At 67.4% G+C, this 14,942-nt stretch carries 13 protein-coding genes and 1 tRNA gene; 8 read left to right on the top strand and 6 right to left on the bottom strand.

The window, feature by feature from the left end; genetic code table 11:
* Nucleotides 1-16: 16 nt before the first annotated feature.
* Complete coding sequence (locus ACZK5G_RS19885; RefSeq protein ID WP_478464521.1) at nt 17-1,738, top strand: glycosyltransferase family 39 protein; 1,722 nt, start codon at nt 17-19, stop codon at nt 1,736-1,738.
* An 18-nt stretch (nt 1,739-1,756) separates the two neighbouring features.
* On the opposite strand, the gene ACZK5G_RS19880 is transcribed toward ACZK5G_RS19885, so the two are convergent.
* Both ACZK5G_RS19880 and ACZK5G_RS19875 read right to left on the bottom strand, forming a co-directional pair.
* Nucleotides 1,757-2,878: a glycosyltransferase family 4 protein gene (locus ACZK5G_RS19880; protein WP_478464520.1), complete on the bottom strand. Its 1,122-nt coding sequence runs from the start codon at nt 2,876-2,878 to the stop codon at nt 1,757-1,759.
* Nucleotides 2,879-2,921: 43 nt separating this feature from the next.
* Entirely contained in the window at nt 2,922-3,740 is an 819-nt protein-coding gene (locus ACZK5G_RS19875) for a glycosyltransferase family 2 protein (protein ID WP_478464518.1), read from the bottom strand.
* On the opposite strand from ACZK5G_RS19875, the gene ACZK5G_RS19870 reads away from it, so the two are divergent.
* A complete protein-coding gene (locus ACZK5G_RS19870) occupies nt 3,739-4,797 on the top strand; it encodes a CDP-glycerol glycerophosphotransferase family protein (protein ID WP_478464516.1) in 1,059 nt (352 codons plus the stop codon). The genes ACZK5G_RS19875 and ACZK5G_RS19870 overlap by 2 nt on opposite strands.
* A gap of 97 nt (nt 4,798-4,894) precedes the next feature.
* Here the strand turns inward: ACZK5G_RS19870 and ACZK5G_RS19865 are convergent, their stop codons facing one another.
* The 4 genes from ACZK5G_RS19865 to ACZK5G_RS19850 form a co-directional block, all read right to left on the bottom strand.
* The gene (locus ACZK5G_RS19865; protein WP_478464514.1) at nt 4,895-6,439 is read right to left on the bottom strand and encodes a PH domain-containing protein; all 1,545 of its coding nucleotides are present in this window, start codon (nt 6,437-6,439) and stop codon (nt 4,895-4,897) included.
* Nucleotides 6,436-6,936, bottom strand: a complete 501-nt coding sequence (locus tag ACZK5G_RS19860) for a PH domain-containing protein (protein ID WP_049401009.1) — start codon at nt 6,934-6,936, stop codon at nt 6,436-6,438. Before ACZK5G_RS19860 ends, ACZK5G_RS19865 begins: the two co-directional genes overlap by 4 nt.
* Before the next feature lie 75 nt (nt 6,937-7,011).
* Nucleotides 7,012-8,148, bottom strand: coding sequence for a GTP cyclohydrolase II RibA (gene ribA / locus ACZK5G_RS19855; RefSeq protein ID WP_032128562.1), 1,137 nt, complete (start codon nt 8,146-8,148; stop codon nt 7,012-7,014).
* 87 nt (nt 8,149-8,235) lie between these two features.
* Nucleotides 8,236-9,156 carry a lauroyl acyltransferase gene (locus ACZK5G_RS19850; RefSeq protein WP_032128563.1) on the bottom strand — a complete coding sequence of 307 codons (921 nt, stop codon included), beginning with the start codon at nt 9,154-9,156 and terminating at the stop codon, nt 8,236-8,238.
* Nucleotides 9,157-9,216: 60 nt separating this feature from the next.
* Between ACZK5G_RS19850 and dtd the strand changes: the two genes are divergently transcribed.
* The 6 genes from dtd to ACZK5G_RS19820 all read left to right on the top strand — a co-directional run bounded on the left by dtd (nt 9,217) and on the right by ACZK5G_RS19820 (nt 14,924).
* Entirely contained in the window at nt 9,217-9,657 is a 441-nt protein-coding gene (gene dtd, locus ACZK5G_RS19845; protein WP_049401012.1) for a D-aminoacyl-tRNA deacylase, read from the top strand.
* Between the two features lie 90 nt (nt 9,658-9,747).
* A complete protein-coding gene (rpoD, locus tag ACZK5G_RS19840) occupies nt 9,748-11,601 on the top strand; it encodes an RNA polymerase sigma factor RpoD (RefSeq protein WP_032128565.1) in 1,854 nt (617 codons plus the stop codon).
* A 258-nt stretch (nt 11,602-11,859) separates the two neighbouring features.
* Nucleotides 11,860-13,260 carry a type II toxin-antitoxin system HipA family toxin YjjJ gene (gene yjjJ / locus ACZK5G_RS19835; protein WP_478464512.1) on the top strand — a complete coding sequence of 467 codons (1,401 nt, stop codon included), beginning with the start codon at nt 11,860-11,862 and terminating at the stop codon, nt 13,258-13,260.
* A 124-nt stretch (nt 13,261-13,384) separates the two neighbouring features.
* Nucleotides 13,385-13,460 (top strand) — tRNA-Ile (locus ACZK5G_RS19830).
* Nucleotides 13,461-13,529: 69 nt separating this feature from the next.
* Nucleotides 13,530-14,177, top strand: coding sequence for a hypothetical protein (locus tag ACZK5G_RS19825; protein ID WP_121504310.1), 648 nt, complete (start codon nt 13,530-13,532; stop codon nt 14,175-14,177).
* 60 nt (nt 14,178-14,237) lie between these two features.
* On the top strand, nt 14,238-14,924 hold the full coding sequence (locus ACZK5G_RS19820) for a hypothetical protein (RefSeq protein WP_248858325.1): 687 nt from the start codon (nt 14,238-14,240) through the stop codon (nt 14,922-14,924).
* Nucleotides 14,925-14,942: the final 18 nt, after the last annotated feature.

The following is a 14,942-nucleotide window of genomic DNA, read 5'->3' as shown; positions in this document are numbered from 1 at the left end:
TGCCGTTTCGAGTCCCATGCTGAAAGCCCACGCGTCGCGCCAGACGTGGTTGTTGGTGGTGATGGCCCTGCTGGTGCTGGGGGCCGGCCTGGGCCTCCGTGATCCATGGCCCTCGGACGAGCCACGTTTCGCGCTGGTGGCCAAGCAGATGGTCGACAGTGGCTACTGGTTGTTCCCGCATCGCGGCCCCGAGTTGTATTCGGACAAGCCGCCGATGCTGATGTGGTTGCAGGCGGCGATGTACAGCCTGGTCGGCCACTGGCGGGTGGCGTTCCTGCTGCCCTCGCTGCTGGCCGCGCTGGGCACGCTGTGGTGCGTGGTCGATCTCGGCCGCCGCCTGTGGACGCGGCAGGTGGGGCTGTACGCGGGCTGGGCACTGCTGTTCGCGCTGCACTTCACCTTCCAGGCGAAGAAGGCGCAGATCGATCCGCTGGTGGTGCTGTTCATCACCCTGGCCAACTACGGCCTGCTGCGCCATCTGCTGTTGGGTCCGGCCTGGCGCTGGTGGTGGCTGGGCTGGTTCTTTGCCGGCATCGGTGTGATCACCAAGGGCGTAGGCGTGCTGGCGCTGATGATGATCGCGCCGGCGGCAGTCGCATCCGTGCTGCACTGGCCACGGGTACGCCTGCACGTGCGCGACCTGCGTTTCTGGCTGGCACCGTTGGCCTTCCTGCTGGCGGTGTCGTTGTGGCTGGCGCCGATGCTGCTGGCAGGCTTCGCCACCGGTTCGGAGCCGTACCGCGCCTACATGGACGACATCCTGTTCCGGCAGACCGCGCGGCGCTATACGCAGTCCTGGGACCATCACCAGCCGTGGTGGTACTTCCTGGCGATCATGCCGTCGATGTGGATTCCCGCGTTTCTGCTGCTGCCCTGGGCGCTTCCGGCCTGGTTCCGGCGGCTGCGCCGGCGCGATGCGCGCTACCTGCTGCCGTTGGCCTGGTGGCTGCTGGTCGTGCTGTTCTTCTCCCTTCCGCACGGCAAGCGCGACGTCTACATCCTGCCGGCATTGCCGATGTTCTGCCTGGCGTTGGCGCCGTTGCTGCCCGGGTTGCTGAGGCGGCGCGATGTGCAGCGCGTGCTGGGCGCATTCACCGCGTTGCTGGCACTGGCGCTGGGGCTGGTCGGTGCGCTGGCGCTGCTGGGTGATCCGGATTTCGAAGTGCGCCTTACTCATGGCCGCGGGTTGCTTCCCGGTGCCACCGATGCGCTGGCCTGGGCGGCGATGGCGATGGCGGTCTGGTCGGCCTTGAGCCTGTGGGTGTGCGGGCGCCAGCGTCGGCACGTTGCCCTGGCCTCTACCCTGGCAGGAGTCTGGGTGCTGTACAGCCTGGTCGGCTATCCGGTGTTGAACGACTCCAGCTCGGCCCGTGGCCTGATGCGTGAAGTGAGTGCACGCATCGGTCCGCAGGCCGAGCTGGGACTGGTGGCATGGAAAGAGCAGAACCTGCTGATGGCCGATCGCCCGGCGGCCACCTTTGGATTCGAAGCACGTTGGCATCAACAGCTGCAGGCGGCCGTGCGCTGGCAGCGGCTGGTTCCGCAGCAACGCTGGCTGCTGGTGAACGAGGATGCGATGCAGGCCTGCATCGATCGTGCGCGGGCCGAGATGGCGGGCATTTCCAATCGTCGCCGCTGGTGGCTGGTGCCTGCCGATGCGGTCGCCGGCGACTGCCGGCCGTCAGTGGCGGAACTCGAGCACGAGCGCCGCCTGCAGGGGCCCGGCATCACCGATTGAGCGTTCGGGGAACGTGGCTCAGGTGCTGGCCAGGGCGGCGTGATAGCTGGCCAGCGTGGCGTCGGCGAATGTCTGCAGGCCGAACTCCCGCTGTGCATGGCGGCGTGCTGCGCGGCCCTGTTCCGGCAGCGCATCGCGCTGTGCGTACAGCGCCTGTACCTGGGCGGCGATGGCGTCGATGTCGCGTGTGGCAACCACCCAGCCATCGACGCCTTGTTCGATGTTCTCCGGCAGGCCCGCGTAGTCGCTGACCAGCATCGGCTTGGCGCTGGCCATCATCTCGCGGCAGGCGAAGGAGATCGTCTCGACGTCATGGGACAGTACGAAGCCAGCATCGCCGGCCGCGATCAGGACACGGGTATCGGCCAGCAGGCCGGTGAAGTGCACCTGCGCGGCCACCTCGCCCAGCGCCTGCACCTGTTCGCGCTGCTGCGCGCTGGGCAGGTGGCCGGCCACGGCCATGTGCACATGCGGACGCACCGCATCGGGCAGCCGTGTGATGGCCCGGGCCAGGTCGATCCAGCCCTTGTAATCGTCGGTGCCGGCGTTGCTGACCAGCACCAGCGCCTGTGGATCCTGCGTCCACTGCTGGCGCAGCGCGCTGCCGGTGCCGGCCGGCTGCGGTGAGTAGCGCTCCAGGTCAACGCCATTGCGGACCACGTCGATCGGGCAGCGACGGTACGGGCCCTGTTCCAGCAGGCGCTTGGTGTCGGCCGAGACCGCGATCAGCCGATCGGTGGCCCAGCGTGCGCGCAGCGCATTGCCAAAGGTATTGGTGGGTTTGCTGTTGTGCTTGGTCAGCACGATCGGCGGGCGGCGCATGCCCAGCAGCCCCTGCATCACGAAGCGGTGGTCGCGTGCACCGTTGACATGGATCAGGTCGATGCCTTCATCGTGGACCAGCCTGCGCAGCGCGCGCTGTTCGGCCAGCTGCCGGGGCAGCGTTGGCAGGCCGCTGCCGAACGCAATCGGCAGTGTGCGGGCAATGCCTTCATCGGCCATGGTCCGCAGCAGGCGGCTGTCGGCCGGCGCGGCGACGTGGAGCGTGTGCTGGCCGTGCAGCGCACGCGCCAGCGAGACGATGTACGTGGTGTGGCCGCCACCGTCGCCGTAGTGGAAGTTGGTGTACAGGATTTTCATGGGGGGTCTTCAGGCAACGCCCACGCAGTGTGACACAGCGTGGTCAAGGCTGGTCCGCGGAAGGTGCCGGGTCGGCCACCGCCTGTCCATTGTCCAGCATCCACAGCATGATGGTCTTCTGCCGCACGTAGTTGGCGCGGACGTAGGCGTAGACCAGACCATGCCAGCCGTCGCGGAAGCCGCCACGGAACAGGAAGCCGCGCCAGAACCGCCAGGCCGGCGCCAGCACCAGCTTGCCCAGCGTGGCCCGCTTGCCGCGTGCGAACTCGTGCTCGGCCATCATCCGCGCGTACTTCTCGGTCTTGGCCAGCTGCTGCTGCAATGACCGGTACGGATAGTGGATCAGGTCGCCGCGCAGGGTGCCCACACTGCCGTCGACACTGGCCGCCTCGTGGATCTCGCGCTTGCCGCGCCAGCCGCCGCGGCGGCGGTCGAACAGGCGCATCACCCGGTCCGGGTAGGCATTGCCATGGCGCAGGAACTTCCCGAAGTACTCCGAGAGGCGGGCGAAGCGATAGCCGGCCTGGCCGCCGAAGCCACCGTCGCGGGCCTGCTCGATGGCCGTGCGCAGTTCGGGGCTGATGCGCTCGTCGGCGTCCAGGCACAGCACCCAGTCGTGGCTGGCCTGCTCGACGCAGAACGCCTTCTGGCTGCGGAAGCCCTCGAACCGGCGCTGCAGCACGCGGGCACCGGCGGACTCGGCGATGGCTACGGTGGCATCGGTGGACTGCGAGTCCACCACCACGATCTCATCGCAGAAGGCCAGCGAGGCCAGGCAGTCGCCGATGCGCCCGGCCTCGTTGAACGCGATAATGCACGCCGAGATGCGAGGCCGTTCGATGGGAGCGGTCGTGGAGGACATGATGGCCGGGTACCTGTTGTTTGCGACGGAGCGCTATGCGCTGCCTATTCTCGCCCCGTTGGCGCAGGCCTTGCACGCGTCCGGGCAGGAGGTGGCGGCCTGGTTCGAGGACGGCGCGGCCGGCAGCAGCCTGCCGGGGGTGCCCAACGTGGGCCTGAAGCAGGCCCTGGCAATGCGTCCGCGGGCGGTGTTCAGCGCGGCCAACTGGGTGCCGACCTTCCTTTCGGGGGCCAAGGTGCAGCTGTTCCATGGCTTCAACGTGGAGAAGCGGGACAGTGCGCGCGGCCACTTCCGGGTGCGCGGCATGTTCGACCTGTACTGCACGCAGGGGCCGGCCACGACCGCACCGTTCCGCGAGATCGCCAGCCTGCAGGGCCACTTCGCCGTGGCCGAGACTGGCTGGCCGAAGCTGGACCCGCTGTTCCGCGATGACGGAGGCGAGAGTTCCGCGCTGCGCGCACCGGCCGGTGACCGCCCGGTGATCCTGTTCGGTTCCACCTTCACCGAGCGGCTCAGCGCGGCTCCGCACCTGCATGCGCAGATCGCCGCTGATATCGCCGCCGGTGACCACTACTGGCTGCTGACCCTGCACCCGAAGTGCCCACCGGAACTGTTCGAACGCTACCGCGCGCTGGCCGGTGCCAATGCCCGCTTCATCGAGCCGGAGCAGGTGATGGCCGCGCAGCGTGCCGCCGATGTGCTGGTGTCGGACACCTCATCGATCGTTTCGGAGTTCATCGTCCAGCACAAGCCGGTGGTGACCTTCCGCAACCGCGTGCCCAAGCCGCACATGATCGATTTCGACGATGCCACGCAGCTGCCGGCGATGCTGCAGCGCGCACTGCACCCGGACGCCGTGCTGCAGGCGGAAATCGTGCGCTACGCCGATGCCATCCACCCTTACCGCGATGGCCGCTCCAGTGAACGGGTGATCGCGGCCACCGAGGATTTCCTGTCTGGTGAAATGGGTGCGTTGCGGCGCAGGCCATTCGGCAGCTGGGTGCGCGATCTGCAGATCCGCAAGGACCTGGGGTATTGGGGCCCGTCGCAGCGCTGATGCCTCGCTGACCCCGCTCGCGGTAGTGCCGGCCGCTGGCCGGCAACCTCGGGAATGGCGGCAGTTGCCGGCCAGCGACCGGCACGACCTGTAGTGCTTACCAGCGCAGCTTGCGCCGCGCCAGCGCCGCCGCCAGTTGCTCCATCACGTGTTGCGCCTGCGCCTGCGGCAGGTAGTGCAGGGTCAACGCCACATCACCATGTGCACCGGCGGTGTCCAGTTGCAGGCTGCTGGTGCCCAGCAGTTTGTCCAGCGGCGAGCGTTGCAGGCGCAGGCCCTGCACCTTGTCCAGCTCGGCCCAGCGCCACCAGCGCTTCCACCAGCCGCCGCGCACCGCCACATAGTGTTCGTCCAGGTACCAGCCCATGCGTGCCATCTGCCGGTGCGCGACCAGCAGCGCCACCGGTAGCCACGCCAGCACCAGCAGGCCCCACGGGCCCCAGCGCCAGTACGCGGCCGCAGCCAGCAGCGGCACCAGCACCAGTGCGCCCAGGCACAGCCGCCACCAGCCGCGCTGCGGAATGGACTGCCATTGCAGCGGAGGCCACTGCAGCTGCGGCAGCAGGTGCTGCACCAGCTGCTCACAACGTGTACTGGACGCCAGCGGCGCGAGTTCGCGCAGGGCGCGGTCCTCATCGCGCGCGGGGCCACCGGCGGCACTGTCGATGCGCAGCTGACGCAGCCCGAACCAGCGCTGCAAAGTACCTTCGCGCAGCGTCCAGGCCTGGATGCGCCGGCGCGCCACGCTGCTGCGGGTGCGGCTGAGCAGACCGGCCGATACGGTCAGGCGTCGGTCCTGCTCGCTGAGGGTGAAGCCGTGGTAGCGCAGCAGCGTCAGCACCACCGACAGCACGCGCAGCGCCAGCCAGCCCAGCAGCAGCGCGGCAGCCAGCAGCAGAAACGCGCCGGTCACGCCGGGGTGCAGATGGCTGGCGTAGCCAAAGGCTTCGCGTCCACCGCGCTGGAGGGCATCGTCCATCACCGGCCGTGGCACGGTCTGGAACAGCACGCCGAACGCGGCGATCGCCAGCGCCCAGCCGCGGTTGGAGAGCAGGCCCATGCGTACCACGTCCCAGCTCGACAGGCGCAGCAGTACCTGCTCGTTCTCAGTCGCGGTGCTGGCAACCGGGTCGGGCTCAGTGATGCCGGCGGCCTGCGGCGCCTGCCCGCGCTGGCGGACCAGCCGTTCCAGCGCCAGCGCCTGGTCCAGCTTCAGCACCCGCATCTCCGCTTCCGGGCGCACGCCACCGGCCGATTCCAGGCGCAGCTCGGCCACACCAAACAGGCGGTGCAGCGGGTTCTGCCGCACCTCCACGTTGTGGATGCGCGCGAACGGAATCTCGCGCCGGTTGCGCGCGAGCAGGCCGCTGCGCACGGTGATCGCATCACTGCCGATACGGTAGCGGTAGCTGAGGTACTGCAGCACCGACACCAGTACCAGTGCGGCAATTGCCGTCAGTGGAATCAGCTGCGCCCACATCGGGTCGCGGTCGCCGCGCTGGCCGAACACCAGCAGTGCGACCAGCGGCAGGAAGTAATGGCGCAACTGCATCAACAGTACGAACAACCACGACCACGGATGCAGGCGGTGGTCCTCGCCACCGGCGGGCAGTGCTGCAGGCAGAGGCGGTGGCAGGCTCACAGGGCGTCGGCGTCCTGGTCGAGCTGGTGGGACAGGGTATCGCGCAGGCGCTCGGCATCCGCCTCGTCCAGGCCGCTGACGGTCACCGCGCTCATGCGGGTGCCGGCGGTGTGCACGATCAGCGTGGCCAGGCCAGCACGGCGTTCCAGTGGGCCGCGGCGCAGGTCCAGGTGCTGCACGCGCGAAATGGGGATGCGCGTTTCCAGCTGCCACATCAGGTCGCGGCGCAGGCCCAGCCCTTGGGCATCCAGCCGCCAGCGGGTGCGGACCAGGCGCCGGCGGCCGAGCCAGGCGCCGAAGACGATGCCGATCAGCAGCCCAAGGGCGGCCGTCCACAGGCCGCCGGGCAGGTCGAAGAACCACGCGGCTGCGGCCAGCGGCAGGCCCGGCACAAACAGGCCGCCGAAGGCACCTTCCAGTGCGGCCAGCCGCGCGGCGCGGCGCGGCAGCGACTGCCAGGCATCGGTGGTCGGAGCAGTAAGGGGAACGTCGGTCACGCGGGCTCCGTCAGGTGGCAGGGCGGGCGGTGGCGGCCGTGGCCGCACCGCGCAGACGGTAGCAGGTCGGCTGCGTTACTGGGCAGCCTGGATCAGCGCGTCCACATCCAGCATGTGGCCGGCACGATCAGCCTTGGTGCGCAGGTAGTGCTCGTTCTCGGCGGTGATCTCGCCGGTGACCGGAATGCAGTCCAGCACCTCGATGCCAGCGTTGCGCAGGCGCTGCGCCTTGGTCGGGTTGTTGCTGAGCAGGGCCACGCGCGAAATGCCCAGGCCGCGCAGCATCGCCACCGCGCTGCCGTAGCGCCGTTCGTCGGCGCCGAAGCCGAGCTGTGCATCGGCATCGATGGTGTCCAGGCCGTCATGCTGGTAGCCGTAGGCACGCATCTTGGCCGCGATGCCGGTACCGCGGCCTTCCTGGTCCAGGTACAGCAGCACGCCGCCGCCCAGTTCCTTCAGCTTGCGCAGGCCGCGCCGCAGCTGGTCGCCGCAGTCGCACTTGAGCGAACCGAACAGGTCGCCGGTCAGGCACGAGGAGTGCACGCGTACCGGTACCACCGCCGACAGATCCGGTTCGCCGACGATGATCGCGACCTGGTCACGCTGGGCGACGCCACCACGGAACACCGCGAACGTGGTCATGCCGACATCGCGCAGCGGTACCGGCGAACGCGCCACCAGTTCGTAGTCATGCGCGGCATGTGCTGCGCCCTCGGCCAGGTCGCACAGCGCAACCTCGGCCGCGCCATCGAAGGTGTGGTCTTCGGCGTCCAGGCGCACCGCCACCATCGCCGGCAGCAACAGGCCGAGGCGGGCCAGTTCCACCGCGCCGGCATCGAAGGCGTCACCGGCGCTCCAGCCGTCCGGCATCGGGCCCGGTTCACGCAGGTAGCCCAGCGAGGGCAGGGCATCGAAGGCAACACCGGCCAGCGGCAGGCGCGCACCCTGCGGGGCCTCCACGCCAAGCACGCGGGCGCGGGTGGCGGTCAGGAACAGGTAGTGCCGCTCGCGGGCGGCATTGGCGAAGGCAGCGAAGCTGCTGGCCGTGGCGCTGTCCAGCGCGATCACCGCCAGGCGCTGGCCCTGGCCATCGTGGAGCAGCACCGGGCGACCGGCACGCAGTTCGGCCACCGCGCGCTCGCAGCGGATCGCGGCCGGATCGCCGAACAGGGAAGAAGCAGCAGACATGGCAGGACCGGGGGAGTCGGACATCGCAGTCTCTATGGGGGCGCCGGCGTCGTATTCAACGTGGTGCGGCCGCCGGTCGCAGGGGCCGGATGGGCCTGGGTGCGGCGGCCGTCAGTGCGGATGCTCTTCGGTCGCGTACGGGTCTTCCTCGCCGCTGCCCGGTGGCCGCAGCGTATAGCGCTTGTAGGTCCACTGGTACTGCGCCGGATCGCGGCGGGCAATGCGCTCGATGCCGGCATTGAGCGCGGTGGCGGCCACCTGCGGGTCGGGGTCGGCCACGGCGGGGTCGGTCGGTTCGATGTGCAGGGCGAATTCCATGTCCGGGCCGATGCGCTCGCACCAGCCATACAGCACGGTGGCGCCGGTGCGCTCGGCCAGCCGGTTGACCAGGGTCATGGTCAGCGCCTGCACGCCGAAGAACGGCACGAACACGCCATCGCCGGCCTTGGGCTGCTGGTCGGGCAGGATGCCGGTGGCACCGCCGTCCTTGAGCACCTTGAACAGCTGGCGCACGGCCGGGCCTTCGGCGCGCACCTGCTGTACGTTCTGGCCGCCCCGCACCAGCTGCAGGAAGGCATCGCTGGCCTCGTCCTCCGGTGGCTTGTAGACGATGGCGATCTGCCCGCGCGAGGCCAGCCACTGGTTCAGCAGCTCCCAGTTGCCGAAGTGAGGTGCGGCCACGATCACGCCCTTGCCGCTGGCCAGGGCCGCGTCGTACAGGGCCTCGCCGTGGCGCTGCTTCAGGTGCAGGCGCAGGTTGTCGGCCGGCGCCTGGCTCCACAGGCGCAGGGTCTCGATGGCCTGCAGGGCGGTGGAGCGCAGCAGCTCCCGGTGCAGGCGGTCGCGCGTGGCGCGGTCCAGGTCCGGGTAGGCCAGCTCCAGGTTGCGTCGGGTGACGCGGCTCTCACGGGCGTTGAGACTGATCCAGGTCCAGGACAGGGCACGGGCGATTCCCCGCAGCAGCGGCCAGGGCAGGCGGGCGAACAGGGTGGTGGCGCGGTAGACCAGCCGGGCTTTGCGTTGCGGATTCATCTGCGCCAGTTTAGCCAATGGCGCTGCTATCGTGGCCGGCCCCGTTCATTGGAGCCCACGATGCTCGTCCTTATCCAGCGTGTCAGCCAGGCTGCCGTCCACGTCGATGACGAAGCGGTCGGCCAGATTGGTCCGGGCCTGCTGGCGCTGGTGGGCATGGAACCGGGCGATACCGAGGCCCAGCTGCGGCGCATGGCCGAGCGCCTGCTGGGCTACCGGGTGTTCGCCGACGAGGCCGGGAAGATGAACCGCTCGCTGCGCGACACCGGCGGCGGCCTGCTGCTGGTCAGCCAGTTCACCCTGGCGGCCGATACCCGTTCGGGCATGCGGCCCAGCTTCACCAGCGCCGCACCGCCGGACGAGGCTGAACGCGGGTTCAATCGATTTGTCGAGATCTGTCGTGAAAATCACGCGCCAGGGGTGGAAACGGGCCGATTTGGTGCCCATATGGTCGTCAGCCTGGTCAATGACGGTCCCGTGACCTTCCTTCTCAGGCCCTGAGCCTGCGGGACCACCGCCCGGCAGGCGGGGCCCCGGGCTGGTATAATGCTACGTTCCCTATTTCTCCCTAGCCGGTGGCGCGAGCACTACATGGCCAACGAACGTCCTGCCCAATCCGAAATCAAGCAACTGATCAGCAAGGGCCTGGAACAGGGCTACCTGACCTACGCCGAAGTCAATGACCATCTGCCGGACGACATGGTCGACCCGGAACAGATCGAAGACATCATCGGCATGATCAACGGCATGGGCATCGATGTCCATGAAGTTGCGCCGGATGTGGAAACCCTGCTTCTCAACGATGGCAACACCGGTAACCGCGAAGTCGATGACACCGCGGCCGAAGAAGCCGCCGCCGCGCTGAGCGCGCTCGACACCGAAGGTGGCCGTACCACCGACCCGGTGCGCATGTACATGCGCGAAATGGGCACCGTCGAGCTGCTGACCCGCGAAGGCGAAATCGCCATCGCCAAGCGCATCGAGGAAGGCCTTTCGCAGGTCCAGGCCGCCCTGGGCCAGTTCCCGGTCTCGGTCGAGTCGCTGCTGACCGACTACGAAGCCCACAAGGAAGGCAAGAAGCGCCTGGCCGAAGTGATCGTCGGCTTCAACGATCTGGCCGATGAAGTGCCTGCGCCGGCCGCTGCCGCGTCCGATGACAGCGATGATGCCGACGCCGAAGGCGACGAGGACGAGGACGATGATGTCGAGGGTGGCGAGGAAGAAGCCGCACCGACCGGTCCGGATCCGGAGGAAGTCGCTGCGCGCATGCAGGCGCTGAGCGATGCCTTCAATGCCTTCAAGAAGGCCGCCACCAAGGGCGACAAGAAGAACCTGCCGCGCCTGCGCGAAGAGATGTCGGCGGTGTTCGTCACCCTGAAGCTGCCGCTGCCGCTGACCGACGTGCTGACCAAGCAGCTGCGCGACACCATGGCGTCGATCAAGGCCCATGAGCGCCGCGTGCTGAATCTGGCGACCGTCACCGCCCGCATGCCGCGCAAGGACTTCATCCGTTCCTGGGAAGGCAACCAGACCAATCTGGAATGGGTGGAAGATGCGCTGAAGCGCAAGCAGAAGTGGTCTTCGGCCCTGCGCGAAGTAAAGGACCAGATCATCGCCGAACAGCAGGCGACGATCGACATCGAGAAGCTGACCCAGCTGGACCTGGAAGAGCTGAAGGAAATCAGCCGTGCCATGGCCTACGGTGAAGCCAAGGCGCGCAAGGCCAAGAAGGAAATGGTCGAGGCCAACCTGCGCCTGGTGATCTCGATCGCCAAGAAGTACACCAACCGCGGCCTGCAGTTCCTCGACCTGATCCAGGAAGGCAACATCGGCCTGATGAAGGCCGTGGACAAGTTCGAGTACCGCCGCGGTTACAAGTTCTCGACCTACGCCACCTGGTGGATCCGCCAGGCGATCACCCGCTCGATCGCCGACCAGGCGCGCACCATCCGTATTCCGGTGCACATGATCGAGACGATCAACAAGTTGAACCGCATTTCCCGCCAGATGCTCCAGCAGTACGGCCGCGAGGCTACGCCGGAGGAGCTGGCCAAGGAAATGGACATGCCGGAAGACAAGATCCGCAAGGTGATGAAGATCGCCAAGGAGCCGATCTCGATGGAAACCCCGATCGGCGACGACGAGGATTCCCATCTGGGCGACTTCATCGAGGACACCAACGTGGAGTCCCCGATCGAGAACACCACCAACATCAATCTGTCTGAAACCGTGCGCGACGTGCTGGCCGGCCTCACCCCGAGGGAAGCCAAGGTGCTGCGCATGCGCTTCGGTATCGACATGAACACCGACCACACCCTTGAGGAAGTCGGCAAGCAGTTCGACGTGACCCGCGAGCGCATCCGCCAGATCGAAGCGAAGGCCCTGCGCAAGCTGCGTCACCCGAGCCGCTCGGAGCAACTGCGCAGCTTCCTGGATATCGATTGATTTCCAGCGGCTGTTGAAGCCTTGAGAGAAACCCCGCTTCGGCGGGGTTTTTCTTTGCCCACCATATCCCTGTAAAGCCGAGCCTTTGCTCGACTGAGGCTTATGATTACGTAACAAGTAATGTAACGGAAGGCCCGCGTCGAAGCTGGCTCTTCGTGAATATGTCCATTATTTTCAAGCTCATAGGTGCACGGCCGCGCTTGCAGTCCCGCTTTTTTGATGCTAATTACGTAACAAATTTCGTATTACGTAATGCACATGCCACGCGCTCAACGCCCACAGGTACTGGATCTGATCGCTCAGCTGGCCCCCGGCCAGCCGCTACCTGCCGCGGCGCTGGCCGAGCGTCTGGGGGTGGACCGGATGGCGCTCAGCCGGCTGGTGGCCGCCAGTGGCCCGCAGGTGGTGCGCATGGGCAGCACCCGGGCAACCGCCTATGCACTGCGGCGGCCCACCCGGGCCGGCAGCGAATGGCCGCTGTACCGGCTGCGTGAAGATGCGACGCTGGAGGAGCTGGGGCGGGTAATTGCGCTGGTAGGAGGCGGCTTCCACGTCGATGCCGGGCCTGACTGTCCGAACCTGCGACGCGCGCCCGAAGGTGACGTTGCCGCCTTCTTTCCTGACTTGCCGTGGTACCTGGATGACCTGCGACCGCAGGGATTTCTTGGTCGCAGCTTCGCCCATGGCCGTGCGCAGGCGCTCGGCCTGCCGAAGGACCTCAAGAGCTGGCAACCGGACGATGTGTTGATGGCCCTGGTAACCGCTGGCGGGACTGAAGCGGGCGATCTGCTGCTCGGTACCGCCGCCGTGGAGGCGGCGATGGAGACGTTGCAGGTGCCGATCGATCGGGTTGCGGCCGACGATCGTCTTGCACAGTATCGCGAGCGTGCGCGTGCTGCGCTGGACGGAGAGGACGTGGGCTCCTCGCCGGGTGGCGAGCAACCCAAGTTCACCGCCACCGTAGAGGACTACGGCAGGCGCCGCTCGGTCCTGGTCAAGTTCGCGCAGCCCGATGAAGGCGCCGCCGCCCAGCGCTGGAGCGATCTGCTGGTCTGCGAACATCTGGCGCTTGAGGCCCTGCGCGAGTCCGGACAAGCCGCGGCGTCCAGCGAACTGCTGCAGTCGCCCACGCACACCTTCCTGGAAATCGAGCGCTTCGACCGCACGCCCGATCTGCTGGGGCGGCGAGGCCTGGTCTCGCTGCTGTCGCTATCGTCTGCGTTCACCGGCGAGGTCACCCCAGCGTGGCCGATTGCAGGCGCCGAACTGCGTGATCAAGGCTGGCTGACGGCCGACACCGTGCAGGCGATGGGCCGACGCCATGCGTTCGGGCGGCTGATCGGCAACAGCGACATGCACCACGGCAACATCGCCTTCCACTTCATTGATCGCGGCCCGCTGCCGCTGGCGCCGGTCTACGACATGCTGCCGATGTCGCTGGCGCCGTCAAAGCTGGGCGTGTTGCGCGCGGACGAGCCGCTGTCGCCGGTCGCGCCGCTGGGCAGTGGTGATCTGCAGCATCTGCGCTGGGCGGCACCGGTGGCTGAAGCATTCTGGCAGTGCGTGGCTGTTGACGGGCGGATCCAGTCGCCGGCAATGCGGTCGTTGGCGGGGGCGAACGCCGAGCGGGTGCGGGAGATGGGCGCGCGGTTTGGGTGAGCCAGCTGTTGCGCAAGCCTGGGCGCGTGGCGTTGCGCAGCGATGGCTGAGGGTTTTTCAGTGTGTCTTGGCGCTGGCGGGTAGCCGGTTGAGCGCAGGCTCCACTACACTGTAAAGCTGCGCAGGGCCTATAGCTCAACGGTTAGAGCAGGGGACTCATAATCCCTTGGTTCCAGGTTCGAATCCTGGTGGGCCCACCAACCCAGCATGCATGAACGGCTGCTGGTCTGCCTTCAAGGCAACATCTGATCCACACGCAAGGATCGAACATGCCCGACACCCGCGCCCCGGTGGAAGACTTCACCACTGAAATCGAAGACAGCCGGCATCTGTTCGCCTGGTGCCTGGTGCGCTACGGCCAGATTCCCGAAGCGCTGGCAATCGAACAGGCACGCGAACGCTATCCGGACCAGGCCGCCGGCCACGAATACGAGCACGAACTGCTCTTCCACGACGAGCCCTGGCATTGGGCGATGCTGCATGTGCTGGGCGAAGGGTACTGGCACCAGAACCCGGAACTGTTGCAGCCGTCGCTGGAGTACGACACCGAATTGGACGCGCTGTGCCTGGCGCGCGGCGAGCCGATTCCCTTGCTGGATGAGGATGAGTATCTCGGTGCGCTTGCGCACGCGCGCCATATGCATGCGTGGACGTTGATCCATCAGGCAGGGATTGCCGAAGAGCAGGCACAGCGGCAGGCGCTTGAGTACTACGCGTACTTTCCGCCGCATCATCGCTGGCGCATGTGCGTCCACGATGCGCGCGCTGCATGGGTCGACGTGATGAGCGTACTGCACATCAATGACTACTGGAGCCGGCCCGAACTGCAGAGGCCGCCTGAGGCGTACTGGCGCGCGTCACGTGCATTCGCCCTGGCACAGGGGCTCCAGCTGCCGGAAATTCCGCCTCCCTCATGAGAGGGCGCTGCAAGGGTGGCATGATGCGGCTTCCGCCGATCCGTACGACAAGGAGCCCGCATGAAGCGCAGTGCCCGTATGTTCGTCGCCCTGACTACCCTTGCGGCACTGCCTGCCGCTGCCGAGCCGTCCGACTCACCCAGGCGCCCGTCGGTTGACACCCTGCAACGCCTGATCGTCGACAAGGCACCGCAGACGCGCGTAGCAACACCGGACCACGAGCGCATCACCGCACGGCGCATCGATATCGTCGATGACACGGGGGTGATCCGCATGACGCTGTCCGGAAAGACACCGGCACCGATCATCGATGGCCTGCAGTACAAGCGCGCCTTCAACGTGGCCGGCATGGTGCTGTACGACGACAAGGGCAGCGAACGCGGTGGCTTGGGCACCGCCGATGTCGACGGCGGCATGGCGGTGCTTGCGCTGGACCATCCGGCGATGGATGCGATCGGCTGGCGGGTATCGCCGGACGGCGCGGTGAGTTTTTCGATCAACCAGGCGCCGAAGCTGATCCGCGAGCCTGCGCTGGGCAACAAGCTGATTCCTGGGGTGCAAGCACCGACCCGCATCGGTCTGGTGGTCGGGCCTGACGGCACGCCGGCCATCGCCTTGAACGACAAGGCAGACCGCACGCGACTGCGCCTGACTGTCACTGCGGAAGGCTACGGTGCGATCGAGTTCCTCGATGCGCAGGGCAAGGTGATCCACACATTGGCGCCGGAGGCTGAGCTTCGGCGCTAGCGCGTGGGGGGCGCCGAT

Source organism: Stenotrophomonas sp. 62841_Sma (assembly GCF_056482945.1).
Note: the sequence above shows the minus strand (reverse complement) of the source record. Positions and strands in the feature narration are given on the sequence as shown.

Coding starts and splice junctions, on each gene's coding strand:
- ACZK5G_RS19820 (WP_248858325.1), top strand. CDS start 14,238: ATGAAGCGCAGTGCCCGTATGTTCGTCGCCCTGACTACCCTTGCGGCA.
- ACZK5G_RS19880 (WP_478464520.1), bottom strand. CDS start 2,878: ATGAAAATCCTGTACACCAACTTCCACTACGGCGACGGTGGCGGCCAC.
- ACZK5G_RS19825 (WP_121504310.1), top strand. CDS start 13,530: ATGCCCGACACCCGCGCCCCGGTGGAAGACTTCACCACTGAAATCGAA.
- ACZK5G_RS19870 (WP_478464516.1), top strand. CDS start 3,739: ATGATGGCCGGGTACCTGTTGTTTGCGACGGAGCGCTATGCGCTGCCT.
- yjjJ (WP_478464512.1), top strand. CDS start 11,860: ATGCCACGCGCTCAACGCCCACAGGTACTGGATCTGATCGCTCAGCTG.
- ribA (WP_032128562.1), bottom strand. CDS start 8,148: ATGTCCGACTCCCCCGGTCCTGCCATGTCTGCTGCTTCTTCCCTGTTC.
- dtd (WP_049401012.1), top strand. CDS start 9,217: ATGCTCGTCCTTATCCAGCGTGTCAGCCAGGCTGCCGTCCACGTCGAT.
- ACZK5G_RS19885 (WP_478464521.1), top strand. CDS start 17: ATGCTGAAAGCCCACGCGTCGCGCCAGACGTGGTTGTTGGTGGTGATG.
- rpoD (WP_032128565.1), top strand. CDS start 9,748: ATGGCCAACGAACGTCCTGCCCAATCCGAAATCAAGCAACTGATCAGC.
- ACZK5G_RS19850 (WP_032128563.1), bottom strand. CDS start 9,156: ATGAATCCGCAACGCAAAGCCCGGCTGGTCTACCGCGCCACCACCCTG.
- ACZK5G_RS19875 (WP_478464518.1), bottom strand. CDS start 3,740: ATGTCCTCCACGACCGCTCCCATCGAACGGCCTCGCATCTCGGCGTGC.